27 protein-coding genes, 1 tRNA gene and 1 pseudogene are annotated in these 26841 nt (G+C 43.6%); 21 read left to right on the forward strand and 8 right to left on the reverse strand.

Annotated features, from left to right (window positions below; genetic code table 11):
• Positions 1-56 precede the first annotated feature (56 nt).
• The 4 genes from P0M11_RS00485 to P0M11_RS00500 are packed head-to-tail and all read left to right on the forward strand — an operon-like array spanning position 57 to position 3148.
• Complete coding sequence (locus tag P0M11_RS00485) at positions 57-704, forward strand: O-methyltransferase (protein ID WP_275623982.1); 648 nt, start codon at positions 57-59, stop codon at positions 702-704.
• Between the two features lie 12 nt (positions 705-716).
• Positions 717-1430 carry a C40 family peptidase gene (locus tag P0M11_RS00490; protein WP_275623983.1) on the forward strand — a complete coding sequence of 238 codons (714 nt, stop codon included), beginning with the start codon at positions 717-719 and terminating at the stop codon, positions 1428-1430.
• Between the two features lie 9 nt (positions 1431-1439).
• Entirely contained in the window at positions 1440-1898 is a 459-nt protein-coding gene (locus P0M11_RS00495) for a DUF1648 domain-containing protein (protein WP_275623984.1), read from the forward strand.
• A 14-nt stretch (positions 1899-1912) separates the two neighbouring features.
• The gene (locus tag P0M11_RS00500) at positions 1913-3148 is read left to right on the forward strand and encodes a glycosyltransferase N-terminal domain-containing protein (protein ID WP_275623985.1); all 1236 of its coding nucleotides are present in this window, start codon (positions 1913-1915) and stop codon (positions 3146-3148) included.
• Here P0M11_RS00500 and P0M11_RS00505 read toward each other — a convergent pair.
• The gene (locus tag P0M11_RS00505) at positions 3137-3748 is read right to left on the reverse strand and encodes a deoxyuridine 5'-triphosphate nucleotidohydrolase (protein WP_275623986.1); all 612 of its coding nucleotides are present in this window, start codon (positions 3746-3748) and stop codon (positions 3137-3139) included. The genes P0M11_RS00500 and P0M11_RS00505 overlap by 12 nt on opposite strands.
• Before the next feature lie 187 nt (positions 3749-3935).
• Here P0M11_RS00505 and P0M11_RS00510 point away from each other — a divergent pair, with 187 nt between their 5' ends.
• The 11 genes from P0M11_RS00510 (at position 3936) to P0M11_RS00560 (ending at position 14398) form a co-directional block, all read left to right on the forward strand.
• Positions 3936-4388: a lipocalin family protein gene (locus P0M11_RS00510; protein ID WP_275623987.1), complete on the forward strand. Its 453-nt coding sequence runs from the start codon at positions 3936-3938 to the stop codon at positions 4386-4388.
• Positions 4389-4547: 159 nt separating this feature from the next.
• The gene (leuS, locus tag P0M11_RS00515) at positions 4548-7361 is read left to right on the forward strand and encodes a leucine--tRNA ligase (RefSeq protein ID WP_275623988.1); all 2814 of its coding nucleotides are present in this window, start codon (positions 4548-4550) and stop codon (positions 7359-7361) included.
• 257 nt (positions 7362-7618) lie between these two features.
• Positions 7619-8488: a MotA/TolQ/ExbB proton channel family protein gene (locus P0M11_RS00520; protein WP_275623989.1), complete on the forward strand. Its 870-nt coding sequence runs from the start codon at positions 7619-7621 to the stop codon at positions 8486-8488.
• Between the two features lie 79 nt (positions 8489-8567).
• Positions 8568-9173 carry a biopolymer transporter ExbD gene (locus P0M11_RS00525; protein WP_275623990.1) on the forward strand — a complete coding sequence of 202 codons (606 nt, stop codon included), beginning with the start codon at positions 8568-8570 and terminating at the stop codon, positions 9171-9173.
• 4 nt (positions 9174-9177) lie between these two features.
• The gene (locus tag P0M11_RS00530; protein ID WP_275623991.1) at positions 9178-9741 is read left to right on the forward strand and encodes a biopolymer transporter ExbD; all 564 of its coding nucleotides are present in this window, start codon (positions 9178-9180) and stop codon (positions 9739-9741) included.
• 23 nt (positions 9742-9764) lie between these two features.
• Complete coding sequence (locus P0M11_RS00535) at positions 9765-10604, forward strand: energy transducer TonB (RefSeq protein ID WP_275623992.1); 840 nt, start codon at positions 9765-9767, stop codon at positions 10602-10604.
• A gap of 69 nt (positions 10605-10673) precedes the next feature.
• Positions 10674-10871, forward strand: a complete 198-nt coding sequence (locus P0M11_RS00540; protein ID WP_158064938.1) for a C4-dicarboxylate ABC transporter — start codon at positions 10674-10676, stop codon at positions 10869-10871.
• Positions 10861-11730, forward strand: a complete 870-nt coding sequence (locus tag P0M11_RS00545) for a substrate-binding domain-containing protein (protein ID WP_275623993.1) — start codon at positions 10861-10863, stop codon at positions 11728-11730. Before P0M11_RS00540 ends, P0M11_RS00545 begins: the two co-directional genes overlap by 11 nt.
• A 97-nt stretch (positions 11731-11827) precedes the next feature.
• Complete coding sequence (locus P0M11_RS00550) at positions 11828-13501, forward strand: hypothetical protein (RefSeq protein ID WP_275623994.1); 1674 nt, start codon at positions 11828-11830, stop codon at positions 13499-13501.
• Between the two features lie 67 nt (positions 13502-13568).
• Complete coding sequence (gene bshB1, locus P0M11_RS00555; protein ID WP_275623995.1) at positions 13569-14288, forward strand: bacillithiol biosynthesis deacetylase BshB1; 720 nt, start codon at positions 13569-13571, stop codon at positions 14286-14288.
• A 34-nt stretch (positions 14289-14322) separates the two neighbouring features.
• A tRNA-His gene (locus P0M11_RS00560) sits at positions 14323-14398 on the forward strand.
• Between the two features lie 52 nt (positions 14399-14450).
• Here the strand turns inward: P0M11_RS00560 and yajC are convergent.
• From yajC to P0M11_RS00575, 3 genes are read right to left on the reverse strand one after another with little or no spacing between them, the layout of a single operon-like run.
• Positions 14451-14780, reverse strand: coding sequence for a preprotein translocase subunit YajC (yajC, locus tag P0M11_RS00565; protein ID WP_275623996.1), 330 nt, complete (start codon positions 14778-14780; stop codon positions 14451-14453).
• 10 nt (positions 14781-14790) lie between these two features.
• Positions 14791-15300, reverse strand: coding sequence for a DUF1573 domain-containing protein (locus P0M11_RS00570; RefSeq protein WP_275623997.1), 510 nt, complete (start codon positions 15298-15300; stop codon positions 14791-14793).
• 13 nt (positions 15301-15313) lie between these two features.
• Positions 15314-16219 carry a transcription antitermination factor NusB gene (locus tag P0M11_RS00575; protein WP_275623998.1) on the reverse strand — a complete coding sequence of 302 codons (906 nt, stop codon included), beginning with the start codon at positions 16217-16219 and terminating at the stop codon, positions 15314-15316.
• A gap of 132 nt (positions 16220-16351) precedes the next feature.
• Here P0M11_RS00575 and P0M11_RS00580 point away from each other — a divergent pair, with 132 nt between their 5' ends.
• Positions 16352-18013: an ABC transporter ATP-binding protein gene (locus tag P0M11_RS00580; protein ID WP_275623999.1), complete on the forward strand. Its 1662-nt coding sequence runs from the start codon at positions 16352-16354 to the stop codon at positions 18011-18013.
• Between the two features lie 115 nt (positions 18014-18128).
• The gene (locus P0M11_RS00585) at positions 18129-18464 is read left to right on the forward strand and encodes a DUF3276 family protein (RefSeq protein ID WP_158064930.1); all 336 of its coding nucleotides are present in this window, start codon (positions 18129-18131) and stop codon (positions 18462-18464) included.
• Between the two features lie 41 nt (positions 18465-18505).
• Here the strand turns inward: P0M11_RS00585 and P0M11_RS00590 are convergent, their stop codons facing one another.
• Positions 18506-20254 (reverse strand): ComEC/Rec2 family competence protein, encoded by a 1749-nt coding sequence (locus P0M11_RS00590; protein ID WP_275624000.1) that lies wholly within the window; start codon positions 20252-20254, stop codon positions 18506-18508.
• A gap of 57 nt (positions 20255-20311) precedes the next feature.
• Entirely contained in the window at positions 20312-21448 is a 1137-nt protein-coding gene (gene lpxB, locus P0M11_RS00595; protein WP_275624001.1) for a lipid-A-disaccharide synthase, read from the reverse strand.
• 42 nt (positions 21449-21490) lie between these two features.
• On the opposite strand from lpxB, the gene P0M11_RS00600 reads away from it, so the two are divergent.
• From P0M11_RS00600 to P0M11_RS00610, 3 genes are all read left to right on the forward strand, one after another.
• The gene (locus P0M11_RS00600) at positions 21491-22000 is read left to right on the forward strand and encodes a DUF2480 family protein (protein ID WP_275624002.1); all 510 of its coding nucleotides are present in this window, start codon (positions 21491-21493) and stop codon (positions 21998-22000) included.
• Positions 22001-22006: 6 nt separating this feature from the next.
• Positions 22007-23260: a glycosyltransferase family 39 protein gene (locus P0M11_RS00605; protein ID WP_275624003.1), complete on the forward strand. Its 1254-nt coding sequence runs from the start codon at positions 22007-22009 to the stop codon at positions 23258-23260.
• Positions 23261-23337: 77 nt separating this feature from the next.
• Positions 23338-24003 (forward strand): DUF937 domain-containing protein, encoded by a 666-nt coding sequence (locus P0M11_RS00610; protein WP_275624004.1) that lies wholly within the window; start codon positions 23338-23340, stop codon positions 24001-24003.
• Positions 24004-24208: 205 nt separating this feature from the next.
• Here P0M11_RS00610 and P0M11_RS00615 read toward each other — a convergent pair.
• Both P0M11_RS00615 and P0M11_RS00620 read right to left on the reverse strand, forming a co-directional pair.
• Positions 24209-24283 (reverse strand): annotated as a pseudogene (locus tag P0M11_RS00615) (30S ribosomal protein THX); the annotation flags it as partial.
• Positions 24284-24342: 59 nt separating this feature from the next.
• Complete coding sequence (locus tag P0M11_RS00620) at positions 24343-24834, reverse strand: thermonuclease family protein (RefSeq protein ID WP_275624005.1); 492 nt, start codon at positions 24832-24834, stop codon at positions 24343-24345.
• A gap of 153 nt (positions 24835-24987) precedes the next feature.
• Here P0M11_RS00620 and aspS point away from each other — a divergent pair, with 153 nt between their 5' ends.
• Positions 24988-26739 carry an aspartate--tRNA ligase gene (gene aspS / locus P0M11_RS00625; protein WP_275624006.1) on the forward strand — a complete coding sequence of 584 codons (1752 nt, stop codon included), beginning with the start codon at positions 24988-24990 and terminating at the stop codon, positions 26737-26739.
• Positions 26740-26841: the final 102 nt, after the last annotated feature.

The following is a 26841-nucleotide window of genomic DNA, read 5'->3' on the forward strand; positions in this document are numbered from 1 at the left end:
GAAATCCCGTTTATTCGGGATTTTTTTGTTTATTTATTTTTCCAAAGTTTAATTATATGAGTTTTTTTGAAGAACAGTGTCCGGAAATGGACCGCTACCTGGAGAGTAATGCTTCCCGGGAGCCTGAACATCTGAAAAGATTACGGCGCGAGACCTATCAGAAGACCACACAGCCACATATGCTCTCCGGCTATCAGCAGGGACGGTTACTTACGATAATTTCAAAGATGCTGAGCCCGCGCAATATCCTGGAAATAGGTACTTTCACGGGATATGCCACCCTTTGCCTGGCCGAAGGACTTGTTTCCGACGGAAAGATTACTACGCTTGATGTTAATGAGGAACTGGCTTATATTCCCAGAAAATACTTTCAGGAAAGTCCGCATTCAGCAAAAATTAATTTTGTAATTGAGGATGCTCTGGAATTTCTGCAGCAAACTGATGAGGTTTTTGACCTTGTATTTATTGATGCTGATAAGGAAAACTATGTAAGTTACTGGAACCTTATAAAGCCCAGACTGCGCTCCGGCTCGGTAGTTCTTTTGGATAATGTGCTGTGGTATGGTAAAGTTTTGACGGACGAACCTGCAGATCAAGCAACAAAGCAGATTATCGAGCTCAACGATTTGGTGGCGCGTGACGGAGATTTTGAGAATCTTATTTTACCTTTGCGCGACGGTATTAATTTAATAAGGAAAAAGTAACTTCAAACGTAAATGGGAAAGGCAGTTTGCAATACTTCTGCAGCACCGCTCCGCAGGGAGCCGAGTCACCGGTCTGAAATGGTCTCGCAGATGCTTTTTGGCGAAAGTGCCGATGTGTTGGGAACAGCAGGTCATTTTCGGAAAGTACGTATGGATTATGACGGTTATGAGGGATTTGTTCATTACACTCAACTCTCAGCCATTACCGATGAAGAATTTTCTTCCCGGCCCACTGCTTTTTTTACTGATTTATTTGGTTATGTCCCTTCCGGAAGCGGCTCTGTCATGATCTCAATGGGCAGCGAAATTGCGTCACCGCACCCAGCGGAGGTTATACCGGCGACCCATGAAAGTATTGCCCGCACCGCAATTCTTTTCCTGAATACACCCTACCTATGGAGTGGAAGGAGTGTTTTCGGCATAGACTGCAGCGGTTTCATGCAGATTGTGTTTAAGATACACGGGCTGTTGCTGCCACGCGATGCCTACAAGCAGGCCGGAGAAGGTACCGTTCTGGATTTTATTGAAGAAAGTTTGCCGGGCGACCTTGCTTTTTTTGAAGATGAAGAAGGAAATATTGTACATGTAGGAATGATGCTTGAAGATCAGCGCATTATCCATGCATACGGTAAAGTAAGGATCGACTTGCTGGATTCCTCCGGTATCTTTAATGTAGATTTAAATAAACATACGCACAGACTTAGGTTTGTGAGACGTTTACTGTAAATTCTGGATATGCTGCAAAAATTTTTAACAGGTCTCAATCTTATCTTACTGGTCTTTATCTGGATCTACCCTGCTGTAAACTATAACCAACTTCCCGAAATCATCCCTGTCCATTTTTCAGGCGACGGAATACCTGACGGTTTTGGCAGCCGCTATATGATATGGCTGGAGGCCGGAATCGCCACGCTGCTTTTTGGGATTTGCACCTATGTTTATTTTAATCCTTCCAAAATTAACCTTCCGGAAGATTTCAAAAAAAATACCCACGCCATCCAAAAATTTATCTCTGTCCTGTGTACCTTGGTTCTGCTTATTTTTGCATGGATGTCCTATCAAACAGTACAGGTGGCGCTGGATAATACTGCACGGTTTTCCATGTCGCCCGGAATTATAATTGGCTTGCTGTATGTCGGCATCATTGGGATGATTATTTATTTGGGGAAGGCAAACGAAACTGTCAAGCATTAACAAAGCCTGAAACTATGAGGTCTCTTTACAATATTTTTATTTCGCTGATGATCTTTGCTATGAAGGTAGGTGCGCTTTTCAGCTACAAGCTGAAAAAAGGACTGGCGGGCAGGAGGCAAAGCTGTGATATTGTAAAAGAAGCCTTCTCGCCGGAGGACCGCGTCATTTGGATGCACGCCGCAAGTCTGGGCGAATATGAACAGGGCATTCCGGTGCTGGAAAAACTGAAGGCGAATTTTCCGGAGCATAAAATCCTTATCACCTTCTTTTCACCCTCCGGATACGATAACGTTATTCATAAAACTAATATTGCCGATGCTGTTTGCTACCTTCCATTTGACACACCGAGGTGGATAGGGGAATTTACTTCTGGTTTTAATACCGAAATTTTCTTTACCGTAAAGTATGAGTACTGGTATAATTTGCTGGCACACCTCAAAAGCTACAATGTAAAGGTTTATGTAGTCTCCGCCCTGTTCTATGAACGTCAGGTTTTCTTTCAGCCTTACGGCGGTTGGTTCGTGAAACAGCTTCGCAGGAATGTCAGCTGGTTTTTTCATCAGACACCCACATCCTACGGATTAGCCAGGACGATTCGGCTTAATAATTCATCCATTGCCGGGGATACCCGTTTCGACAGGGTCAAGCAAATTAGAGACAGAGATAATTTTGTGCCTTTTGTGCAGCAGTTTAAAGAGGACATGAGTCTGATTGTTCTGGGTTCATCCTGGGAAACGGAAGAGCAGATTGCGCTGCTCGTCGCGTATCATGAGCCCGATGTCAAGATTATTATTGCGCCACATGACCTGTCGCGTACGGGGACTCTGCAGCAGTTGTTTCCACAGGCAGTCTTTTATTCAGAATTAGTTTCCGGGCAGCCCCTGCGGGAAAAACAGAATGTACTTATCATAGATTGCATTGGCCTCCTTTCAAAACTGTATTCCTATGCCGATGTGGCCGTGGTGGGCGGTGGGTTCCATTCGAAGGGACTTCATAATATTCTGGAAGCTGCTACATTTGGTATTCCCGTGCTTTTCGGAAATAAATACACCAAAAACCCCGAAGCCGATCAGTTGCTGGAAAAACATGGCGGAAAATCATTTGAAAATGAGACGCAGGCCTCAGATTTCCTGATAAAACTCCTTCAAAATCCTGCCATGGCCCGCGAAATGGGAGAGAATGCAGCCAAATTTGTAAGCGGGCAGCCAGATGCCACCCGGTTGATAATAGATAGAATTTTATCGGAGTAGTCCGCGGTTTTTTATACTTCTGTAAGTGTCCGCAATATTTTCCGGAATGAAGTCCGGTTCCAGCCAATCGGGATTAAGGCCTATATGATTACTGAGTGAATTGAGCTGAGTATTTGCTGTTAATTGATCCCTGATCAGCCGGTACAGTTCCGCCAGGTCAATATAATAATCAGGGTCAAGTTTTATTGTCAGCGTAAGCATCCTGAGTATTTTGTTCAGCAGATAAATATGCAGTTTATGGGTGTCGCCATAACGGTGTGGTTGTTTTAGCACCTCGGAGATGAGCAGAAGATTAAGGGAAACTTCCCCAAATTTATCCGTTGTAATTTTTACATGTTCGGTGATTGCTGCGCTTATCTTACGTATTAACTGCAGGAACAGTTTCGGATTTCGGTGATTTTTAGCTGCCTGCGCTACCGCCTGTACAATGTAGGTTTCCATCTTTATACGTTTGTCGTCGGTGTTTTCAGGATCAATGAGTTCAAAGTACAGTTTTTGCGAAAGGATTTTATCCTTTTTCAGGAGACGGAAGATGAGTTTGTCCTTTTCGGCGGGTGTAAAGGCACTGAGCGCCTGTTTAAATTCTTTTGAGTATTCCATGTGCCTGTTTTCGGAAAAGGTGGTTGCTGATTTGCTTGCAGGTGATTAGATGGAACGGTCGGTGTTACCACTTTAAAGTCCTGCAAATGAATTTAGCGTAAAAATAATACCTTTAATGACCAGAACCCGAATAAAAACATTTGAATCTTTAAAATATTTATTACTTTTAACGCCTTAAATAAATTTCATGAAAAAGATATTTTTATTAATTGCTGCATTTTTCGCATTTAGTTTCCTGATGAACTGTGATGATGATGAGGTAGTCAAGTCCAGGATTACCGGTGTCTGGAAACCTGTAAAGATGGTGGAAACTACTGTGGACAGTACCGGCTCCAACTCCGAGACCTACTGGTATACGGATTGCCAGCAACTTTCCCGCTGGACTTTTAATGAAGACAATACAGGTAGTGTGCTTAGGCAGGACGATACGTTCACAACCTGTCATATCGCATTCCAGAGCGCCATCAATTATCAGTATAATCCTAAAACCGGTGATATCGTGATTAATTACCTTACCGGACAGGACACGGGCAAGATTTCTGATCTTACCGATACCACTATGAACCTGAAGATTGAGGAGATAGACCTGAACGCGGATACTTACGAATCCCAGGTTTACACCATGGTGCGTGTTCAGTAATAATTTCATAACAGCAATGAAGCCCTTCTTCGGAAGGGCTTTTTTATGCGCTGCAGCCAGATTGGTTTATTATAGAGAGCTGAGCGCTTTCAGTTGCGGTTATGGGTGTAGTTTGCCTGCAATGCCTTAAATTTGCAGACTCATTGATAATAAGGAATAATGTTTTACAATCATCAGCAGATCGACCGTAAATGGCAAAAATACTGGCAGGAAAATCAAACCTATAAAACCTCCGAAGACCGCAGCAAGCCTAAGTTCTATGCCCTGGATATGTTTCCATACCCTTCCGGAGCGGGTCTCCATGTAGGTCATCCACTTGGATATATTGCGTCCGATATCTTCGCAAGATATAAAAGGCATCAGGGTTTCAATGTGCTGCACCCTATCGGTTACGACAGTTTTGGTCTTCCGGCGGAACAGTACGCCATACAGACCGGCCAGCATCCGGCAGTAACCACAGAGCAGAATATAACACGCTATGAGGAACAGATGCGCCGAATCGGCTTTTCCTTTGACTGGAGCCGTGAAGTACGAACTTCCGAACCTTCCTATTACAAATGGACACAGTGGATCTTTATTGAGCTCTTCCACTCCTGGTATAACCGCACCACCGATAAGGCCGAGCCCATCTCCACTCTTATTGAACATCTTAATAATCATGGGACAGATCAGCTTTTTGCGTTTCAGAATGAAAATCTAAATCTGACCGCTGCCGACTGGCAGGAAGCTTCCGAAGTCCATAAGCAGGAAATTCTGCTGAATTACCGTTTGGCCTTCCGCGCCGAAACTACAGTAAACTGGTGTCCGGGCCTGGGTACCGTACTTGCCAATGATGAGGTAAAGGACGGTAAATCGGAACGCGGCGGTTTTCCGGTTTTCCAGAAAAAAATGATGCAGTGGAGCATGCGCATCACCGCATATTCTGAACGTCTGCTGCAGGGTTTACAGAATATTGACTGGCCACAGCCTTTGAAGGATTCTCAGGAATACTGGATCGGAAAATCACAGGGTGCATCAGTAAGATTTGAGACGGAAACTGCAAATACCTCCATTGAGGTGTTTACCACCCGTCCGGATACAATATTTGGTGCTACTTTTATCGTCCTCGCTCCGGAAAATCCACTGGTTGATCTTCTGACCACTGATTCGCAGAGAGAAGAAGTAAATAAGTACCGGGACGAAACTTCCAGGAAAACGGAGCGTGACCGTATGACCGATGTTAAGAATGTAAGCGGAGCCTTTACGGGAAGTTATGTGAGGCACCCTTTCACCGATAAGAAAATGCCTGTCTACATTTCGGACTACGTTCTGATGGGCTACGGTACCGGTGCAGTGATGGCAGTGCCGGCTCATGATGAACGTGACCACAGATTTGCCAGGAAATTTGACCTCGAAATTATTAATGTAATTGATAACAGTCTTGATATTCAGATTGAAAGCTACGACAGTAAGGACAGTGTTTGTGTAAATTCCGAATTCCTGAACGGGCTCACCTATGAACTGGCTAAAATTAAGATTATTGATGAAATTGAGAACCGTGGTATAGGGCATGGCAAGATTAACTTCCGGCAGCGTGATGCCATCTTTTCCCGTCAGCGCTATTGGGGCGAGCCCGTGCCTGTCTATTATAAGGACGGCATGCCTTATACCCTGCCAACATCTGCACTGCCGCTGGAACTGCCGGAAGTGGAGAAGTATTTACCCACCGAAGACGGTGACCCGCCATTGGGGAATGCCCGAACCTTTGCCTGGGACGAGGTTCATCAGGAAGTAGTGGCTACCGACCGCATAGACGGAAATACCGTCTTCCCTCTGGAATTGTCCACTATGCCGGGTTGGGCCGGTAGTTCCTGGTATTTCTTAAGATATATGGACCCGGCCAATGAAAATGTTTTTGCGGATAAGGAGGCCACAGACTATTGGGGACAGGTAGATTTATATATCGGCGGAAGCGAACATGCCACCGGACACCTGCTTTATGCCCGTTTCTGGAACATGTTTTTAAAGGACAGAGGTTACGTAAGCCATGAAGAGCCCTTCAGGAAACTCATAAACCAGGGAATGATCCTGGGGATGAGTGCATTTGTGTACAGAATTGCCGGAACCAATCGCTTTATTTCAAAAAATCTTATTACTGATCAGGAGATTCAAAGGATCCATGTGGATGTCTCCCTTCTGAAAGGTGCCACCGATGAACTGGATGTTGAGGCATTCAGGAACTGGCGTCCCGAGTTTGCAGACGCTGAATTTATCCTTGAAGACGGCAAATACATCACTGAACGGGAGGTGGAGAAAATGTCGAAGTCCAAATACAACGTGGTAAACCCTGATGAGATTTGTGATGAGTACGGTGCCGACTGCCTGCGTCTTTACGAGATGTTTTTGGGCCCGCTGGAGCAAAGCAAGCCCTGGAATACACAGGGGCTGACCGGTGTATATGGTTTCCTGAAAAAATTCTACAACCTTTATTATAACGGCGATGAAGTGTATGTATCTGATGATGAGCCTACTAAGGAAGAATACAAGGTGTTGCATACTTTAATAAAGAAAGTAATTTACGATCTGGACAATTTTTCATTCAATACTTCCGTTTCATCATTCATGATTGCTGTAAATGAACTGCAGAAGCTTAAATGCAGCAAACGTAAAATCCTGGAACCGCTGGCCGTTGTAATTTCGCCATATGCGCCCCATATCTGCGAAGAACTGTGGAGCATTATGGGTCACAGTTCTTCCATTGAAACTGTTGCTTTTCCGGAACTCAATGAAGAGTATCTTACGGAGGCTAATTTCGACTATCCTGTAAGTTTTAACGGAAAGATGAGGTTTAAGATAAGTCTTGGTACTGATTTGGATACTGATCAGATTGAGGCACTTGTAATGAAAGACGAAAGAACAATACAGCAGTTAGGCGGAAATTTGCCCCGCAAAGTAATTATTGTTCGGAATAAAATAGTTAATATTGTCGTCTGATTTCTGTAGTAAGGACAGTAATTTGTTGCGAAATCAATAAAAAAATGAATTAATATTTCGTATTTTTTAACGATTTTGGGCGTAGGGACTAAATTTCCCGCTTTTTGCCTTTCAGATTAATAATTTGACAATATTAATTATCATTAACATTAGCTTTTCTATCGTGGTGATAGGCTAAAAAGTTTGCGTGATAATTATATTTGCATTTATTTTACGGCGTAAATTTTAAAAAAATAACAATTATAATTTAGTTAAATATGGAAATGAATGTTTCAAACAATGGGGAGCAAGTAGTTGCTAAAAAAGTAGGAGGTTTAAATCCTGCATTAATTATTCCTATCCTTCTATTGATAGGTGTTGCCATTTATCTATTTGTTCTTGGAAATCCAAGTAATTTTAAAGCAGATCCAAGATTGGAAGGACTTTCTTCAGTGGCTTTTTCCGGTTTGGAGACTAAGGAGCTTCATCCTGGTGACGGATTTATGGGGATTATCTACATGGGGGGACCAATCGTACCAATTCTGATCGCATTTATGATCATCGTTATTGTATTCGCTATTGAGCGGGCTTTGGTTTTGAGAAAAGCTTCAGGTGCTTCTAACGTTGATAATTTTGTACTTACTGTTAGAAGGCTGCTTAACCAGAATAAAATTGATGAAGCCATCGAAGAGTGCGACAGACAGCAGGGTTCCGTAGGTAACGTTGTTAAGGAGGGTCTTACAACTTACAAAGCGCTTTCACACGATACGACAATGAATAAAGAGCAGAAGATGGTAGCTCTTAACAAATCAATCGAAGAAGCTACAACTCTTGAGATGCCAATGCTGGAGAAAAACATGATGATCCTTTCTACACTGGGTACTGTTGCAACGCTTGTAGCACTTCTTGGTACGGTAATCGGGATGATCAAGGCGTTCTCTGCACTGGGTTCCGGTGGTGGTGCGCCAGACTCAGCAGCACTTTCTATCGGTATCTCCGAAGCACTTGTTAATACCGCTTTAGGTATTGGTACTTCTGCAGTTGCGATTATCCTTTACAACTATTTTACTTCCAAAATTGACGGACTGACATTTAAGATCGATGAGATCGCTATGTCTATCCAGCAGTCATTTGCTGAATTTCACTAAGAGATTCCAGATGTTGGGGCCATTGTACCCAGAGTTTAATGGTCCTTTTAGGTGAAGTTTAATAATAAAATAAAATATAATGGCGAGAGTCAAACCAAAAAGACATAATATAAGGGTGGATATGACGGCGATGACCGATGTATCATTTCTACTCCTTACGTTCTTTATCCTCACGGCTCAGTTTGCGAAACCTGATGTTGAGACGATAACCACGCCATCTTCTATATCTGAAAAACTTCTTCCGGATGCCAGTTTAATGACTATTCTGAGCACACCAGACGGAAAGTTCTATTTTACACCCGTGGAAAACGGCAGCGAAAGAATGCAGCTGCTGGATAATATGGGAGAGAAGTATGGTATGAAATTCACGGACCCGGAAAAAGCCGCCTTTTCACAGGTTCAGGCCATTGGGGTACCAATGAATCAGCTTAAAGGTTTCCTGAATCTGTCCGATGAGGACCGTAAGGCCTATAAAAGCCCTACCGGAATTCCGATGGACAGTACGAATAAACAGCTTATTGACTGGGTGCAGCAAAGTTTGGCTGTAAACCCGGACTATAAGTTAGCGATTAAAGGAGATACCCAGACCAAATATCCGAAGGTGAAAGCCCTGTTTGAAGGATTGAGAGATATAGACTTCTTGAAGTTCTGGTTAATAACAAGTCAGGAAACGGCACAAGAATAAAGAAATGGCAGAAGTACAAGTAAAAGACAGTAGCGGGAAAGGCGGCAAGGTGCGCTCCAAGAAGCAGGTACCTCACGTAGATCTTACCCCAATGGTGGACTTGGCGTTCCTTTTGATTACATTCTTCATGTTGGTTACAACTTTTAACAAACCGAATGTAATGGACCTGGGACTTCCGGCCAAACCAAAAGAAAATCAGAAGGCGCCTGATACCGAGATTAAATTATCTAACTCAATATCACTTTTGATAGGGAAGGATAACAGGATTTTCTGGCACCAGCAGGATAATACAAGTCTGACAGACGCAACACTTAATGAAACTTCTTTCGACCGCGAAGGAATAAGGAATATCATTAAGCAGGCAAAAGCCAGAGCAGCAGACCAGAGTAAATTTACAGTTATTATAAAACCTACCGATGATGCGGTTTATAAGAACTTTGTTGATATTCTGGATGAAATGGCCATCACCAAGAGTGAGATGTATGGTGTTACCGACGTTAAACCCTGGGAGCAGGCTGTTTATGACAGAAAAGTAGGTGGCTCAGCAGCACCTGCAGCGAACAATTAAATCTAACCATAAAAAGAAAAGAAATGGCAGATGATAACAACTACAGTCCTAATCTAACTTTAGATGAGATTGTATTTGAAAACAGAAATAAGCAGTATGGTGCCTACGATCTTCGTAACAGTTACAGGAAAGTACTCACCAGATCCTTCATAGGGGGCACAGTTCTTTTCCTTGTTCTGGCTTTAACACCATTCGTCATCCTTAAAATTCAGGAGATGAATGCTGAAGCTAAACAGGAAGTAGATGCAAAACTTATTGAAATTATACAGGAAGATGTGATCCTGGAGCAACCCAAGGAGGAAGAACCACCACCACCGCCGCCACCACCAAAGGAGGAGCCAAAGCAGGAGGTAATCCAAAATGTGGTTCCGGAACCGAAAAAAGCGCCAAAAGTGGAGACCCCACCGCCGCCAATTTCAAAGCAGCTGGAAACAACCACAGGTCTTCAGAATCAGGAAGGGGTGAAAACTCCAACCTACACGCCGCCGCCACCACCACCATCGACCGGTACAAAGGCAGCGACCATTGAAGCACCAAAAGTGAGCACGACGGAAGTTTACGATACGGTAGACCAGTCTTCGGAATTCCCGGGCGGGCTCAAAGCTTTCAGGCAGAAGGTTATGAGTAACTTTGACGGATCGGACTTCGAAGGTGAAGGTGGACAAATCAAGGCCGACATTACTTTCGTAGTTGAACGGGACGGGTCCATCACTGATGTAGTAGCTAAAGGTCCAAACAGAGACTTTAATGCGGAGGCTGAGAGAACAATCAGATCTATCAAGAACAAGTGGACACCTGCCAAGGTAAACGGACAGAGTGTACGTTCAAGATACAGGCTGCCGTTAACGATGGCATTCGAATAGTATTTTATTCTATAATCAAATAAGAGAGAAGCAATCGCTTCTCTTTTTTATTTTTTATATTTTTGTAATATGTTATTCAACTGGTTATCCATTCTCGCCGGGATTTTCTACATCATTCTTGGTGTATTTGTAATACTGAAATTCTGGTTTTTTATTCCGCTCGAACCAAATATCGCCTATGCGCTTGGAGCCTTACTCATAGTGTATGGTGGTTTCAGGATTTTCAGAGCTGTTCACAGATTAAGACAGGACCGTAATGAGGATTAATATATTTATCATAATGCTGTCCGCCATTTTGTTTGGCTGCAAAAAGAAGGCAGAGCCTACTGTTCAGAACTATCATGAGGGCAAGCTGACGGTGTTCACAGATGAATCATTTCAAAGCGTGACAGAAGCATTGGCAGACGGATACATGATACATTATCCCGATACCGAAGTGAAGGTAGAGGTGCGTAAAGAAGATTTAGGCTTTCTGGATTTGCTTCAGGGCAGGGCAAAAGTAGCTGTAATGTCCCGGGACCTATCTTCAGCCGAAATCAGCGAATTTGAAAGGGTGACCGAGTCTAAATATGAACCCGCAAAATTTGCGGCGGATGCCCTGGTATTTATTGTGCCGAAGGATTCTGAACGCTCTGCTATTACGATGGAAGAGATTTCGGCAGCCATGGAATCTCCGGATAAACAGCTTATTTTTGACGGAACAAATGCCAGTAATCTGAATTTCATTGCGCAGAAACTTGGAAAAAAAGCCTCGGATTTACAGTATTCCATTATCAGCGGAAACCGCAATATCATTGGTGAACTGAAAAAGTATCCGGGTAAGATCGGTGTCATAGGTCTCAATACGTTAAGCAGACCCTACTCACAGGAAGCCGACAGTTTAAGGTCGCAGGTGAAGATTCTTCCGGTAAGCCATAACGGGAAAATTACCACTCCGGATACACAGAGTCTTGCCAATATGTCCTACCCCTTCACACGTGTGCTGTATTTTCTCGTCAATGAACGCACCTTTGGCATCGCGCACGGCTTTATACGTTTTTCCTGTACCCATTTGGGACAGATGATCGTGGATAAAGAAGGACTTCAAAAATACAACCTTTACCAAAGGGAAGTTAAAATGTACTAATTTTTCCTTCTGAAAGTACGATTAATGCTCAATTTCCGTTTTTGGAATGGATATTGTGTAACATTAACCGAATTAAATATAATCGAAAAATAAATAAATGAAAAATAATATGAAATTAACCCAAAAAGCAGTGTTCGCCGTCGCGGCAGCTTTTTTCGCGAATTTTACTTTTGGTCAGACTCTTCAGGATGGCATTACCAGTATAGACAGTCATAAGTATGCAAAGGCAAAACAAAATTTCGAACAGATGGTTAGCAAATCTCCATCAGCCGAGAACTATTTTTACCTGGGTAATACCTTCCTTACTCAAAACGAACCCGACTGGGCAGCCGCTGAACAGAATTTCAGAAAAGGTCTTGCTGCAGACAGTAAGAGTAACCTGAATAAACTGGGTTTAGCTACTATAAAACTTGGTAAAGGGGATAAATCCGCCATTACCGAAATCCAGAATATTGTAAAGGATTCCAAGGAGAAAGATGCAGAAGTTCTTTTCCGCGCAGGGCAGGCACTTACACTTTTTGAAAAGAACAGTAATCCCGAATTGGCCATTCAATATCTTGATAAGGCAATTGAGCGTGCTATGAAATCCGGTATCCCTGCAAATTACTACTATACGCTGGGTGATGCCTACCGCCTGCAGCTTACCAACAGTCCGCAGGTAGCAGGAAAAGCAATGACTGCTTATGAAAAGGCGCTGCCTCTGGCCAAAAATAAAGCTTCAGTATATACCCGTATGGGAACTTTATGGATGCAGGCCAACCAGTGGAAGATGGCAAAGGAAAGGATTACGCAGGCCATCGCTACCGATCCTACCTATGCACCGGCTTACCGTGCACTGGCTGGCTATGAAATGAAGTTTCAGCAGCCACAGGCAGCCACTCAGGCGCTTGTGAACTATGCTAAATATGCTGATGAAGATCCGGGAACGCAGTTGGAAATTTCAAAACTCTATTTTACCAACCAGGATTACGCAAATTCGCGCGCTGTATTGGATAAAGTGTTTAATGTGGTTCAGGATCCTATTAAGTATAAATTAAGGGCTTATCTTGATTATGCTGACGGTAAATATACACAGGCACAGACGGATCTGAATACCTTCATCAACACAGTGACAGATAAATCCAGAATCTACCCTGCCGACCGTGGTTTGGAAGGACTTATTTTGGCAGGTCTTGCAAAGGACGAAAAGGATGCGGCTAAGAAATCCTCAATGATGATTGAATCTCAGCAGAAAATCGCCATTGCGAAAAATGCCAAGGATGAGACGCTGAACTGGGACAATGAACTTCTTAAGATCCAGGGAGGAGGAGCCAGTACTGCCGCAGCAAACGCTGGACCTACGAACCCTGCGATTGAGGCTTTAAAAAAGCAGACTGCAGCCAACCCCAATGATGCCGATGCCCTGGTAAAACTGGGGAGCGCTTATCAGGAAGCCCAGAACTGGAATGGAGCCATCCTGACATGGGATAAAATGATCGCACTTTCGCCTACCTGGGCTTACTCTTACTATGCGAAAGGAGCTGCCTACCAGCAGTTAGGAAATGAGGCAATGGCCGAATCTTCATATCAGAAATTCATTGATACAGTTTTGGCACAAAAGCCGGAGGAGCAGGCTGCTCAAAAGGAGACGTTATCGTATGCTTATTATCTTGTAGCCTACTTTAACCAGACTAAAGATTTGGCTAAAGCTAAAGATTATGCTGCCAAAGCGGTACAGCTTAATCCCAGCTACGAAGATGCTGTGAACCTGAACGCAAATTTGAATAAATAATATACAGGATTCTGTATTCCCGGCCTTAATGCAGGCCGGGATTTTTTTATTACCCTTTAATCATAATATGAAAGTTGATATTTTAGCCATAGGAGCGCATCCTGATGATGTTGAACTCGGTTGTGGCGGAACCGTAGCCAAACTTATATCCGAAGGAAAAAAGGTGGCAATAATCGATCTTACGGAGGGAGAACTGGGAACACGTGGGACCAACATCACACGCGCGCAGGAAGCCGCGGAAGCATCATTTATCCTTAAAATTTCTGCCAGGGAAAACCTGGGTATGAAAGATGGCTTTTTGCTGAATAATGAAGAGCACCAGTTGCAGATCGTAAAGATGATCCGGAAATATCAGCCGGATATTGTTTTTGCTAATGCGGTAGATGACCGTCATCCAGACCACGGAAAGGCGGCAAAACTCATTTCCGATGCCTGTTTTCTTGCCGGGCTCATTAAGATTGAAACAGAGCTGGAGGGTCAACCTCAGCAAGCCTGGAGACCCAAGCAGGTTTTCCATTACATTCAATGGAGGAATTTAGAGCCTGATTTTGTTGTAGATATCTCTGATTTTATGGACTTGAAGCTGCAGGCCTGTATGGCTTACAAAACTCAGTTTTATGATCCAAAATCGAATGAACCTATGACGCCGATCGCGACTAAAGATTTCCAGGAGAGCCTGACTTACCGGGCACAGGATCTTGGCAGGTTATCCGGTGTGCAGTTTGCAGAGGGATTTACCACTGAAAGGCTTCTGGCACTGAAAAATTTTGAAGGAATTATTTTGTAGTTTATCCAAAAGCGCTATATTTGCAACCTCAAACGGTGATTGTAGCTCAGTTGGTTAGAGCGCCGGATTGTGGTTCCGGAGGTCGGGGGTTCGAGACCCCTCATTCACCCAAACAAAAAACGTACTGAATTTCAGTACGTTTTTGTTTTTTGTGGATGTTTTTTATTTGGCTTCCTCAGTTGCGGTGTCAGGAAATCTTGCCTGAGTATAGTCGCGGGAGATGGAAGATTTCTCGAATTTCAGTTTTCCGGAAAGGGTTTCAATAACAACACCGTCTTCCATAATCTGTGCAATCCGTCCATGCAATCCAGCTGTAGTTACCACGCGCTGTCCCACTTTCAGTGATTCCTGGAAGTTTTTTTCCTGCTTGGCCTTTCTCATCTGCGGACGGATCATCAGGAAATAAAACCCGACGAACATCAGGCCCATCATCAGCATCATTGTCATACTGCTGCCGCCACCTGCCGGGGCCTGTAAAAATATACTTATCATCTTAGGTCAATTAGTTTACAACGTTTGCCGAAAATGTAAGTACAACAGGTTTCTCTACATTAGCAAAGATCTCTGCCTGCTTGTTTTGAAGACCGTCAAAACTTGATGAATCAAATTCAAGTGTAACGCTTCCTTTCTGTCCCGGTAGGATAGGAGTCTTGGTATAGTCAGGAGCAGTACATCCGCAAGCGGGCTTCACCTGGGAGATGATCAGTGGATTCTCACCGGTATTGGTTACTTCGTACACGTGTTTTACTTTTTCACCCTTCTTAACATCTTTGAAATCAAAATGATTTTCTGAAAGTGCCAGGCTTGTAAGCGGGTAGGACTGAGCCTTTTTGATAAGTTCAGCCTGAGGATCGGCTGCTACTGCAGGATCTGCAGACATATCCACTGCTGCCACGCTGTCTTCTGCAACCACAGTGTCTTCAGTGGTTACTTCTGTATTTTCTTTCTTTTCACAGGAGGTAACTCCCAATGCCGCAACAAAAAGCGACAGAACAACGATTGATTTTTTCATACCTTTTATAAATTTATATTCTGTTTAATTCTTTGGTGTATTTGTCCAGGATACCGTTAACGAAGATATTGGATCTGTCTGTGGCATACACCTTGGAAATCTCTATATATTCATTAATTATTACCCGGGCAGGGGTTAGGGGGAATCGGTCCAGTTCGGTGATAGCTGCTACCAGGATAATCTTGTCCATAAGAGCAACCCTGTCCAGGTCCCAGTTCTCCAGCTTCGCTTCCAGTTTCTTTTCATTTTCTTCCCAGTGATTCAGACTTTCCCTAAGCAGCCGGCGCGCGAAATTCTCATCCTGACTGTCCTTGATCATACGGATCAGCGTGTGCGATTCTTCGTCTTCCTTAAAAAATCCGATGGTTTTTTGAATCATTGAGTTCGAGATATGGAAATCATCGCCCCAGCTCATTTCCTTCTCTTCCAGATGCTCATGAAAATCTTCATTTTCAGCAATATACCTAAGGAAAAGTTTTCCAATGAATTTCTGGTCCTGCTCAAAAGAATGCTCTTCCTCCTTCATATAATCCTGGTATCTCTTACCCGAAATAATACGCTGGAAAGTTTTCACCAACAGGTCATCGTGCATGTCCCAGTTCAGTTCGGCATGTTTGGAGGTGAAAGATCTTCTTTCTGTGTTGTCCTCAATCTTCTTCAGCACCAGATTTTCTATAAATCTCTGGTTAGGGTGAAGGTTTTCTTCAGTTTTGAGGTATTTCCTGCGGCCAATCTCAATCTGCATTTCTGCAAGTTCCTTTAAGGCGACCATGAAATTAAGCTGGTAGATGTAGAGGTGGTAAATTTTCTCTATTTCGGTAAGCATATTTTTCTCCAGAACGTCAAACTTGATGGGGTTCTGGTAGTATGAATAAAGGGTTTCCACCACTTTTTCACGGATCTGTCTTCTTCCTAACATTTCAAAGAGCTTTTTATGCGTGCAAAGATAGGAAATTTTTGCAGACGCAGGGGAGGCTCGGCCGCTGCTTACAATTTTCAAATTTGTACTTTTGCGCCGGCTAATGCAGTGATTTTCTGCATCACTATACCTATGAAAGCGCTTAAGACACTGAACTCTTATTTCTGGAAACACCGAATACTCCTGTTTTGGGGGTTTCTGTTTATTATTGCCAGTAATTTCTTTAATATTTTTAAGGTTCAGTTTGTAGGTAAATCTGTAGATCAGATTGCCGCCTCCGGACATTTGGGTTTTAACCGGCAGGTACTTATTTATGTGGGCATAATTGTAGCTTCCTCATTGTTGACTGGTTTCTTCACTTTTATGATGCGTCAGACCATTATTGTTGCATCGCGCAGGATTGAGTACGAGCTTAAAAACAAGATTTTCCGGAAATACCAGGAGCTCTCCCTTACCGATTACAAAAGAACCACTACCGGAGACCTGATGAACCGCCTCAGCGAGGATGTTGTAGCGGTACGTATGTATCTTGGCCCGGGTGTAATGTACATCGTGAATCTGTTAATCCTTGTGCTGATCACGGGTATCTATATGGTGCGTACGGATATATCTATGACCTTATGGACCCTGATACCGCTGCCTGTTCTGTCCTTTCTGATCTATTGGGTGAGTTCCGTCATCAACCGGAAATCCAAAGTGATGCAGAAAAGCCAGTCGGCCATCTCAACTTTTGTGCAGGACAGCTTTTCGGGTATACGGGTGGTGAAGTTTTTCGCCCGCGAGCGCTACATTGCCCGAAATTATGGATTTAAAGTAAGGGATTACCAGGATAAAGCCCTGGATCTGGCCAGGACCGAAGCATACTTCTTTACCATCATTCTTTTCGTTATTGGTTTGCTCAATGTTGTGGTACTGTATATCGGTGGAAACAAGTACCTCAGCAATGAACTTTCTGTGGGGAAGATCGCGGATTTCTTCATGTACATTAACATCCTTATTTTTCCTTTCTCCATGGTTGGCTGGGTAACATCCATCAACCAAAGGGCGGAGGCGTCAATGGCAAGAATTAATGAATTTCTGGCGTTAAAGTCAGAAGTGATGGATACGGAAGGGCCAGTTTATCCCATACGGGGATCTATAGAATTCCGTAATGTATCCTATATTTATCCCAATACCGGTATTAAAGCTTTGGATGGCCTGAGTTTTAAGGTAGAGGCGGGGCAGTCCATTGCAATTATGGGTAAGACCGGCAGCGGAAAATCTACCGTGGCACTCCTTCTGGCCGGACTGTTGCATCCCACGGAAGGACAGATCTTAATCGACGGGAAAGACCTGAAGGAGCACAGTATGTTTAATTACAGGCGGCACCTGGGATACATTCCTCAGGAAAGTTATCTTTTCTCGGATACTATTGAGAATAATATAGGTTTTTCTGTAGATGATGCCACTCTTGAGAAAGTCATTGACGCGGCGAAGATGGCCGATGTACACAAGAATATTGTGAAATTTAAAGACCAGTACAAAACCAAGGTGGGTGAACGTGGTGTCATGCTGTCCGGTGGTCAGAAACAGCGTATCTGTATTGCCCGTGCGATTATTAAGGAACCTTCCATCCTTATTTTTGATGATTCACTGTCGGCTCTTGATACCGAAACCGAGGAAAACATCTTGAGAAATATTGAAAAATATATTCATAACAGTACTTCGGTTATCTTCACCCACCGGGAGTCCAGTGCTAAAAGAGCCGATAAAATCTTGAATCTCACGGCGGTAGATAAAGAACGGTCTGCATAGATTTTCGCTTTTTGGTATCGATAATAGATTTTGGTTGAGAAATAATTAATAAAATATTTTGAGGTTCGTAGAAATCTTATATATTTGTTAATTAAGACACAAAAACGACGGAACCATGAGCGATTATAAGGAACGCCACGAAAATGAAATCTTTACGAAGGTGCTTAAAGCAGGCAGGAGGACTTATTTTTTTGATGTGCGGGAAACCAAAGCTGGCGATTATTACCTTACTATTACCGAAAGCAAGAAGAATTTCGGAGAGAATGGTGAAGCCTCATTCGAAAAACATAAAATATATCTCTACAAAGAGGATTTCGCTGCATTTCACGAAATGTTCAGGGACAGCACAGACTTCATCATCAATGAAAAAGGTGAAGATGTAATTTCCGAAAAACATGACAAGGATTTTAAATCAAAATCCTTCACAATTGATTCCGACGACGATATTTAATATTCTGAACCAGCTTCCTCACAGGAAGCTTTTTTTGTCTGTTAATCCTTCAGCGGATAAGTGATTCCGTTGTACTGCACCGAAGTGGCTTTGTGTGGAAGCGTCTTGATTTGATATGCGGAAGCACGGCGTGAAGTCAGATATGGATCTATAATGTACTTTTTTACATTTGCCTGATCAGCGTCAGCATTTAGCCAGAATTCCACTTTATTTCCTTTTTTCACTGAAAAATATTTTTTCCGGAAGTGATGATGAATTAGAACTTCATTTTTCTGTTCATGGTAGATATTCAGTCCGTGGTATAACCCGAAATACAATGTGATTAAAGCCAGCAGAGGCAGCAGGTTTCTGATGGTGAACTGTAAAATCAAAAAACGGAGGTAGTAAATGACTGTGCATAAAATAGCCGTCTCGGCCAGGGTCATAGGTATGTTGCTGTACATAAACCTGTCAAAACCGGAAAACCAGTGAATAGTGTACAGAACTATTCTTATGAAGTGATCGTAAAAGAGCAGGAGTGCCTGCGGATACCAGCTGCTGCCAATAGTTAATGTCATCATCAAACTGAAGATTATGATGATTTGTGAAAGCGGAATAATAACAAGATTCGCGGCAATGGATATGAGTGAGAACTGATGAAAGTAATAAATGACAGCCGGTAAGGTGGAGATTTGTGCCGCCATGGAAATGGAGAAAGTGTTGAACAGCATTTTTTTTACGAAACTGTTGGCCGGCGGCAGATGTTTGAGGATGGGCTGGTTAAGCCAGTAGATTCCAAAGACGGCCATGAAACTAAGCTGAAAGCCCACATCAAAAAGTTGGTTGCTGTCTGATATCAGTATAATAAGAGCCGCAAATGCCATAGCATGCAGTAAATCGGGTTTTCGCTGCAAAATAATATAGATGAAGTAAACAGTGATCATAATGCAGGAGCGAACTACCGAATTGCCATAGCCAATGAAAACGGCAAAGACCCAGATCAGAATGAGGCTGCAAATGATAGCGGTACGTCTGTGTCTCAATGGGAAGATCCGGATAAGCAGCCAGAAGAACAGACCATAAATTACGACGATATGAGATCCGGAGATAGCCAGGATATGTACCAAACCGGTTTTCGTGAAATCCGCTACTGTTTCCCGGTCCATCTCTGTCCTGTCGGCCAGGATGATACCTTTCATAAATTCCCTCGATTTAGGGCTTATGGACACCGAATCTATCCTTTGCAGTACCTCCAGTCTTTTCTGACGGATGCGGTCGGCAACAGTGAGGTTGGTTACTTCAGCAGATTCCAGCTTGCCAGGCAGATAACTCTGGTGATAAATTCGGTTCCGGCTCAGATATTTTGAGTAGTCAAACTGGTAGTCATTTTTTGGTGGTTGAACCCGGCTGATATATATATCAGCTCGGTACAGATGCTTATAATCCAGTTCAGGTAAGCCTCTCGGCACAGAAAGTATACTGGAAACCTCAGCTTCACCGGTATTTACTGCTATTTCGTACCTCCGGTTCTTTTCATTGGAATTCAGTTTCTTATTTAGCTTGAAAACCATTTCCTCCTTAGGTGATAACTCGGGTAGTGCAGGAATTTCTGAATGCAGGGTGTGCAGCCAAATTCCCATTACTCCGAAAAGCAAAGCCAAAAGATATTTCCTTTGTGCAACCCAGAAGAGCGAGGTACTCAGATAGGAAAACATTGTAATTGCCAAAATCAGCACCAGGAAATAAGAAGTCCAGTTGCGCAGTGCAAGGTATTCCTGGATAATAATGCCCAGGATAAAGCAAATGCACATTATAAACAGAGGCTGTTTATGCACCGGGATAGGATTTACCTATAAATGTAGCGAATTTTATTTTTCCGCAGATGGGTGAAGCACCCTATGCTTACCTGTAATTATCTCAGCAGCATGATCACTGGCACCTTCACCGCCAAGTTTTTTTCTGAGTTCGGAATATTCGCCGAGCATTTTTTCGCGCGCTTCGCCATGCAGAATTTTCTTTAACTCATCAACCAGGCTCCCGGTGTTAAGGTCTTGCTGGATCAATTCCTTTACCACAGGGCGATCCATTATTAAATTTACCAGGGAAATATATTTGATGTTTTTCACAACACGCTTTCCGATCTCGTAGGAAATCCGGGAGCTGCGGTAGCACACTACTTCAGGAACATTCAGCAGTGCTGTCTCCAGCGTGGCGGTTCCCGATGTTACAAGTGCTGCACATGCGCAACGAAGCAGGCTATAAGTTTGATTGGAGACGAAATGAATATCTTCATCTGTGAATTTTTCATAAAAAGTTTTCGGCAAACTGGGTGCGCCTGCGATTACAAATTGATACTCAGTGAAATGTGGCCGTACGGAAAGCATGATACTGAGCATTTTAGTGACCTCCTGCTCACGCGAACCCGGCAATAGAGCAATAATTTCTCTCTGGTCCAGGTTGTTTTCCTTACGAAACTGCAGTGAATCGAGGGATGGAAGATCCGAGAGCGCATCCAGCAGAGGATGGCCTACGAAATGCGCGTGTACGCCATGGCCCTCATAAAAATCCTTTTCGAACGGAAGGATGACCAGCATTTCGTCCACAAACTTTTTTATTTTGGACACACGGCCTTCTTTCCAGGCCCAAAGTTGCGGAGAGATATAGTAAATAACCTCATGGCCGGCAGTTTTGGCAAATTCTGCAATCCTGAGATTGAAACCGGGGTAATCCACAAGTATCAGTTTATCCGGATTGAACCGGCTGATGTCTTTTTTGCAGAAGGCGAGGTTCTTAAAGATCGTCCGCAGATTTTTGGCAACTTCCAGAAAGCCCATAAAAGCGAGATCTTTATAATGCTTAACCGGTTTTTTGCCCGCTGCCTTCATCATCAGGTCGCCACCCCAAAAACGGAACTCCGCCGCCGGGTCCTTCTTCAGGATGGATTTCATGAGGTTGGAGGCGTGCAGGTCTCCGGAGGCTTCTCCTGCGATGATGTAGTACTTCACTTGGTGTAAAAAATTGTAAATTTGTTCAAAGATAAAATAATAATGTCAGAAGAATTTCAGATAAAAAATAAAGTGGCCGACAGTGGCCTTATCAACTTTGATATCGCGGCACTTATGCCTAAAGGTCAGCGGATTGGCGTGGACCTAAGTTCCTTTCTTATTGAAGGTATTATCCTGAAGGAAAAAGATTTCCGCGAAAAAGTAGCCGCGCTGGATCCAGAACAGTATCGCGATGCCTTTGTTTACATTTACAACTCCGCAGATGCTATAGTTCCTTTGTGGGCTTATTTCCTGCTAACCGCGCGCATCACCGAGGCAGCTACCAAAGTGGTTTACGGCAGCCGCGAGGACCTGGAAGTTCTGCTTATGCATAATGCCATACAGACCTATGATTTCAATGAACTTTTGGGTAAAAGGGTACTGGTGAAAGGATGTTCCGATGTCCAGATACCGGAGAATGCCTATATAGAACTGGTGGAAAAGCTTAAACCTTTGGTGAAATCCCTGATGTTTGGTGAGGCCTGCTCGAATGTCCCGATTTTTAAGAACTGATAAAGGGTGCCGGTAAAAAATACTGCCATACCTTTTTTCCTGTTTTTTGGATTCTTTGCGCTCTATTATGCGGGAAGTTTCTCCAAAATTCCGTTTGGCGACTGTATTGGATTTGTAGCGGATACCGAGAAAGGAGATTTTGTGCTTTCCACATCAACCTATGCGCATTTTCTCTTTACCAATACGCTCGTTTTTTTCAAGAGGCTGTTGCCTTTTGTGGAAAGTCAGGAAATCGGCCGGTTTGTGGTCATCATCTCCTCGTGTATAGCCCTGCTGATTCTTTACCGGACGGTCCTTGAAGCTACGGGCCACCGCCTGTCAGCAATATTCAGTACACTACTTTTAGGTTTGAGTTTTACGTTTTGGAGAAATTCGGAAATCATTGAAATCTATACTTTCAACCTTATTTGGGTTGCACTTTTTCTTCAGTATTCGCTAAGGTTTCTTCGTAATGAAAAACTGCTGGACCTCTCGCTGGCTTCACTGTTTCTGGGAATCAGTCTCTTTAGTCATATTCAGAATATTTTGATGGTGCCGGCGCTCCTGCTGCTTTTATTTTATGCAGGATACAGAAAAAAAGCTGCTGTTTCGCTGGCGGTGTTTCTTTTCTTTGTTCTGTTGCTGATTGCGGTTCCGCTGCTAACTGATCAGCCGGTGTCAAAGGTCTTTTCGGCAGGTACTGTACTGGATTCTCTGAGTATTAAAGGAATTGCAAAAGGATTTGCCTCTGCGCTGGGTTATTTGGTGTATAATTTCTGGTTCATTATTCTCTTTGCATTTGCAGGTTATTCCCGGCTCTGGCGTGACAGAAAGCGACTTCCTGTATTTCTGGGTGTGGCAGGTCTGCCGGTGTTTGCTTTCGGGGTAGTTTTTGGTGTTTCGGACAGCTATATATTCTTTCTGCCTTTTAACTTTATAATCGTTTTGCTTTGTGGACTGGGAATCTGCCGTTTTAGGACGGAGAGAATATTCCGTTATTCTTTATTTAGTGTCACGCTCATTCCCTTCTTTTACCTGGCCGCTTTTCAGATCGCGGCCGCTACATCCACAGGTTCTGAATTTCATGCCCGGAAGTTGTATAAAGGTGGCCTATCCTATTATCTGCTGCCCTGGATGAATAATAATGTCGGCATCCTGGAATTTGTGTTGGAAGGCCGGGAGTCCCCGGATCCAATGCAATGGATGGAAAGTAGCGCCCGGGAATTTATCAGGCTTAAAAAGGAAGATGGATTAACCGATGATCAGTTAAAGAAATTATAATTCAGTATTCAATGTTGTTCCGGGAATAGTTTTTGGTAAATTTGATTACATTTTTTCACCAAATAAATATTAAGACTATGAATTTAATTGATCTCATTACCGGAAATGCAGGCACGCAGGTAGCCTCTCAGGCTGAAAATAAATTCGGCATCAGCAAAAATCAGGTTATTGCCCTGATGGCTGTGGCAGCCCCACTTGTAATTTCTTACCTCAGAAAAAAATCTCAGGACGATCCTAATGAAGCTGAGGCACTGAATAATGCGTTGGACAAAGATCATGATGGAAGCATTCTGGATGATCCTTCACAGGTTGAAGCCAGACAACAGGAGGGAGGCTCTATCCTTGACCATATCTTTGGCGGGCAGAAATCCCAGGTAGAGAACCAGCTTTCGCAGAATACGGGAATATCAATGGATAAAATAGGACCTATCCTGGCCATGATTGCGCCCTTGATTATGGGCTTCATTGGCAAAGAAAAGCAGTCCAGCGGCATTAACTCCGGTGGGGGTCTTGGGGATCTGCTGGGTGGAATTCTGGGAGGCGCGCAGAATCAGGCGCAGAACGAGCCGGCAAACCCACTGAACGATATTCTGGGTAGTGTGCTGGGTGGCGGAAGTTCCCAATCCACCGGAAATCCGTTGAATGATATCCTGGGCAGTGTTCTGGGCGGCGGAGGAGAGAAGCAACAGCAGCAAGGTGGCCTCGGTGGAATCTTAGGCAGCATTTTGGGCGGCGGCAGATGATAACCGAACTCATTATCAAATAAAAAACCGAAGATTATCCTTCGGTTTTTTTGTCTTTGGTCGCTTTCGGAAGCGGGTCATTTTCCACATTCGCATTCTCCGATTCATTTGCAGGGTAGCCTACGTCCTGTCTTACTTTCACTTTGGAAGACTTGCTGTCGTCCGCATCCAGCACATTAACCGGAATGTTTTTTACAGATCCGGATTTTCTTTTTCTTCTTTTGCCGTAGCTGCCTGCGGTAATTTTACCGCGTCTGGATTTTTTGTCTCCTTTTCCCATAAAAATTTAAATTTTGGTGTAGATCAAATTTAGGAAAACTTTTTAAACTCTGCCAAAGGTCACAAATTCACTTTAGCAGACTTTCCTTTTTTCATTTTTCGCCATTGCCAAGGAGCTATGGGTCCCTGGTCCTTCCATAACCCGGTTTTCTTTTGGCGGGCAATGCGTTCCAGGGCAGCGTAATTGTCATTTTTGGAGTATTGCTTATAATGCCAGGCCAGGCCGTTGCGTACCAGTTCCTTATTGATGTTTTGGTTTTGGCTGAAGATTTCTGCAATCCAGCGACCGTTACGGTCAGGTTTTCCGGCAATAACCGCCTGGACCTCGCGTCCGTAGATCCGCTCGGACAAAAATATCTTTGCGGCGGTACCGTAGGACTGCTTTTTCTCGGGTGTATCTATATGCGCCAGCCTTATGGTTTGCGGCTTATTCTTAACAAGCATCACCACGGTGTCGCCATCTTTTATGGCAATGATTTTTGCCGAATGGGTCTGTGCAAAGAGTAAAAAAGAAAATGCTGTAAAAAATAAAGTGGGTATCAATTTCTTCATAGAGGTACAAATATAATTTAAACTGAATTTGCTGCTTTGATTTTTCTGAAGTGTCAGATACCATTTTAATTAAATCTCCGGTCGGCGGATTTTTCCCTGAATGTCCTATCTTTGCCGAAATTCTCAGTAATCCATTACAAACTTCAGCAAAAAATGTTTAGAACGCACACCAACGGCGAACTCTCGCTCAGTAATCTTAATGAAAATGTTACACTTTCCGGTTGGGTACAGACCATCCGCGACAAAGGATTCATGATATGGATTGACCTGCGCGACCGTTACGGAATTACACAGTTGGTGTTTGATGAGGACAGGTCTTCAGCAGAACTTTTGCAGGATGCCAAAAAACTGGGTCGGGAATTTGTGATTCAGGTTTCCGGTAAAGTAATCGAGAGAACCTCCAAAAACCCAAAAATCCCAACAGGGGATGTGGAGATATTGGTTGAGAATCTTACCGTTCTTAATGCTGCAGAGCTGCCGCCATTTACTATTGAAGATGAAACCGACGGCGGCGAGGAACTCCGTATGAAGTACCGCTATCTGGATATCCGTAGAAATCCGGTACGCGACAAGCTTATTTTTCGCCACAAGATGGCGCAGAAGGTTCGCAACTATCTTTCTGACCAGAACTTTATTGAGGTTGAAACCCCCGTTCTTATCAAATCAACACCCGAAGGTGCCAGGGATTTTGTAGTACCCAGCCGCATGAACCCTGGACAGTTTTATGCCCTGCCACAGTCGCCGCAAACTTTCAAACAGCTGTTGATGATTGGTGGAATGGACCGCTATTTCCAGATTGTCAAATGCTTCCGCGATGAGGACCTGCGTGCCGACCGTCAACCGGAATTTACCCAGATCGACTGCGAAATGGCTTTTGTGGAGCAGGAAGACGTGCTGGAAATCTTTGAAGGGATGACAGCTGCCCTGTTGAAGGACATTACAGGAACTGATGTGGCTAAATTCCCGCGAATGACCTACGGCGAAGCCATGAAAACCTATGGAAACGATAAACCGGATATTCGCTTTGGGATGAAGTTCGTTGAGGTAAATGATCTGATGAAGGGTAAGGATTTCAAGATTTTTGATGAGGCGGAGCTTGTGGTCGGAATTAATGCAGAAGGCTGCGCCGACTATACCCGTAAGCAGATAGACGAGCTTATCAACTGGGTAAAACGTCCTCAAATAGGGGCTTCCGGCATGGTTTGGATTAAATTCCAGGCAGACGGCACCGTCACTTCTTCAGTAAACAAATTCTACGCTGAAGATGATTTAAGAAAAATTACAGAAAAATTCGGGGCAAAGGCAGGAGATCTTATTTTCCTGATGTCCGGAACTGAAAATAAAGTAAGAACCCAACTATCCGCGCTTAGGATGGAATTGGGTAACCGTCTGGGTTTAAGAAATCCGAAAGAATTTGCACCACTTTGGGTAGTGGATTTCCCGTTGCTGGAATGGGATGACGAGTCCGGACGCTATCATGCGATGCACCATCCCTTTACTTCGCCGAAGCCTGAAGATATTGCCCTGCTGCAAACCGATCCCGGTAAAGCCAGAGCAAATGCTTATGATTTGGTACTGAACGGTAATGAAATCGGCGGCGGGTCGGTGAGGATTTTTGATAAAGAGCTGCAGTCACGTATGTTCGATCTCCTAGGCTTCACTAAAGAAGAAGCAGAAGCGCAGTTCGGTTTCCTGATGAACGCTTTTAAATACGGTGCACCACCGCATGCGGGTCTGGCTTTCGGATTCGACAGGCTGGTGGCAATTCTGGACGGCAATGAAGTCATACGTGATTACATCGCTTTCCCCAAAAATAACTCCGGAAGAGATGTGATGATTGATGCGCCAAGTGCAATTGCAGACGAACAGCTTACTGAATTAAGTCTGAAAGTGGATTCCATTTGATGAAAACAGATGCTATTTAGAACAGTTACAAACTATATATAGGTGACTTTTCTCATTCGCCCATACCTTAACATTTTTTTAACTTTGTCAAATTTCAAATTT

This window comes from Kaistella sp. PBT33-4, assembly GCF_029194425.1.
In the GTDB taxonomy this organism is placed as follows: Bacteria; Bacteroidota; Bacteroidia; order Flavobacteriales; family Weeksellaceae; genus Marnyiella.

What these genes read in the sequence shown, in the direction of transcription:
- P0M11_RS00575 (WP_275623998.1), bottom strand. Translation starts at nt 16,219, where the DNA reads ATGTTAGGAAGAAGACAGATCCGTGAAAAAGTGGTGGAAACCCTTTAT.
- P0M11_RS00535 (WP_275623992.1), top strand. Translation starts at nt 9,765, where the DNA reads ATGGCAGATGATAACAACTACAGTCCTAATCTAACTTTAGATGAGATT.
- P0M11_RS00610 (WP_275624004.1), top strand. Translation starts at nt 23,338, where the DNA reads ATGAATTTAATTGATCTCATTACCGGAAATGCAGGCACGCAGGTAGCC.
- P0M11_RS00510 (WP_275623987.1), top strand. Translation starts at nt 3,936, where the DNA reads ATGAAAAAGATATTTTTATTAATTGCTGCATTTTTCGCATTTAGTTTC.
- bshB1 (WP_275623995.1), top strand. Translation starts at nt 13,569, where the DNA reads ATGAAAGTTGATATTTTAGCCATAGGAGCGCATCCTGATGATGTTGAA.
- P0M11_RS00600 (WP_275624002.1), top strand. Translation starts at nt 21,491, where the DNA reads ATGTCAGAAGAATTTCAGATAAAAAATAAAGTGGCCGACAGTGGCCTT.
- P0M11_RS00570 (WP_275623997.1), bottom strand. Translation starts at nt 15,300, where the DNA reads ATGAAAAAATCAATCGTTGTTCTGTCGCTTTTTGTTGCGGCATTGGGA.
- P0M11_RS00540 (WP_158064938.1), top strand. Translation starts at nt 10,674, where the DNA reads ATGTTATTCAACTGGTTATCCATTCTCGCCGGGATTTTCTACATCATT.
- P0M11_RS00500 (WP_275623985.1), top strand. Translation starts at nt 1,913, where the DNA reads ATGAGGTCTCTTTACAATATTTTTATTTCGCTGATGATCTTTGCTATG.
- P0M11_RS00485 (WP_275623982.1), top strand. Translation starts at nt 57, where the DNA reads ATGAGTTTTTTTGAAGAACAGTGTCCGGAAATGGACCGCTACCTGGAG.
- P0M11_RS00580 (WP_275623999.1), top strand. Translation starts at nt 16,352, where the DNA reads ATGAAAGCGCTTAAGACACTGAACTCTTATTTCTGGAAACACCGAATA.
- P0M11_RS00530 (WP_275623991.1), top strand. Translation starts at nt 9,178, where the DNA reads ATGGCAGAAGTACAAGTAAAAGACAGTAGCGGGAAAGGCGGCAAGGTG.
- leuS (WP_275623988.1), top strand. Translation starts at nt 4,548, where the DNA reads ATGTTTTACAATCATCAGCAGATCGACCGTAAATGGCAAAAATACTGG.
- P0M11_RS00545 (WP_275623993.1), top strand. Translation starts at nt 10,861, where the DNA reads ATGAGGATTAATATATTTATCATAATGCTGTCCGCCATTTTGTTTGGC.
- P0M11_RS00520 (WP_275623989.1), top strand. Translation starts at nt 7,619, where the DNA reads ATGGAAATGAATGTTTCAAACAATGGGGAGCAAGTAGTTGCTAAAAAA.
- P0M11_RS00620 (WP_275624005.1), bottom strand. Translation starts at nt 24,834, where the DNA reads ATGAAGAAATTGATACCCACTTTATTTTTTACAGCATTTTCTTTTTTA.
- aspS (WP_275624006.1), top strand. Translation starts at nt 24,988, where the DNA reads ATGTTTAGAACGCACACCAACGGCGAACTCTCGCTCAGTAATCTTAAT.
- P0M11_RS00490 (WP_275623983.1), top strand. Translation starts at nt 717, where the DNA reads ATGGGAAAGGCAGTTTGCAATACTTCTGCAGCACCGCTCCGCAGGGAG.
- P0M11_RS00525 (WP_275623990.1), top strand. Translation starts at nt 8,568, where the DNA reads ATGGCGAGAGTCAAACCAAAAAGACATAATATAAGGGTGGATATGACG.
- P0M11_RS00550 (WP_275623994.1), top strand. Translation starts at nt 11,828, where the DNA reads ATGAAAAATAATATGAAATTAACCCAAAAAGCAGTGTTCGCCGTCGCG.
- P0M11_RS00590 (WP_275624000.1), bottom strand. Translation starts at nt 20,254, where the DNA reads ATGTGCATTTGCTTTATCCTGGGCATTATTATCCAGGAATACCTTGCA.
- yajC (WP_275623996.1), bottom strand. Translation starts at nt 14,780, where the DNA reads ATGATAAGTATATTTTTACAGGCCCCGGCAGGTGGCGGCAGCAGTATG.
- P0M11_RS00585 (WP_158064930.1), top strand. Translation starts at nt 18,129, where the DNA reads ATGAGCGATTATAAGGAACGCCACGAAAATGAAATCTTTACGAAGGTG.
- P0M11_RS00505 (WP_275623986.1), bottom strand. Translation starts at nt 3,748, where the DNA reads ATGGAATACTCAAAAGAATTTAAACAGGCGCTCAGTGCCTTTACACCC.
- P0M11_RS00495 (WP_275623984.1), top strand. Translation starts at nt 1,440, where the DNA reads ATGCTGCAAAAATTTTTAACAGGTCTCAATCTTATCTTACTGGTCTTT.